The organism is Alistipes putredinis DSM 17216 (assembly GCF_000154465.1).
Lineage (GTDB): Bacteria > Bacteroidota > Bacteroidia > Bacteroidales > Rikenellaceae > Alistipes > Alistipes putredinis.
In genome coordinates this window covers 1,124-1,951 of the sequence record NZ_DS499574.1, presented here as the reverse complement: position 1 = coordinate 1,951, position 828 = coordinate 1,124, and the positions used below count along the sequence as shown (strand labels likewise).

Annotated in this window: 1 protein-coding gene; it reads left to right on the top strand. The window is 60.9% G+C overall.

The genetic code is table 11. From position 1 onward, the window contains the following. A partial coding sequence (locus tag ALIPUT_RS00065; protein WP_004327474.1) for a peptidase U32 family protein occupies positions 1-828 on the top strand: 828 nt, incomplete at both ends.

Here is an 828-nt window from a genome sequence, read left to right as displayed (position 1 = left end):
GCATGCAGCGATCGACGCCGGAGCCAACTCCGTTTATTTCGGAGTGGGAAGGCTCAATATGCGGGCCCAATCCGCCGCCAACTTCACCCTGGAAGATATGGGGCAGATCGTTTCGATCGCCCGTGAACACGGCGTGAAAAGCTATCTGACGGTCAATACGGTGATTTACGACGAAGAGATCGAAACCCTGCACGCGACCATCGACCGTGCCTGCGAGGTGGGCGTGGACGCCATCATCGCCACCGATATGGCCGCCATCCAATATGCCCGCAGCGTCGGCATGGCCGTACATATCTCCACGCAAAGCAACATCTCCAACATCGAAGCCGTCCGGTTCTTCGCCCAATGGGCGGACGTAGTGGTCCTGGCCCGGGAACTCGACCTGGTGCAGGTCGCCCGTATCAGCCGGGAAATCGAACGGCAGCGGATCACGGGCCCCGGCGGAGAGCTGGTACGGATCGAAATGTTCGCCCACGGCGCCCTCTGCATGGCCATATCGGGCAAATGCTACCTGTCGCTCCACACCAGCGACGGATTCTCGGCCAACCGGGGAGCCTGCCGGCAGATCTGCCGTCGCAAATATCTGGTTACGGACCCCGAAACGGGCGAAACACTCGACGTCGAGGGCAACTATATCCTCTCGCCCAAAGACCTCTGCACGATCGACTTTCTCGACTACTTCATCGAATCGGGCGTGCGGGTCCTCAAGATCGAAAGGGCGTGCGCGGGGTGCGGAATACGTCAAACGCGTGGTCGATGTTACGACCGGGGCGGCTCCGGGCCATGGAAGACGGCGACTACACGCCGGAATCTGGCAGCCGCAACTGA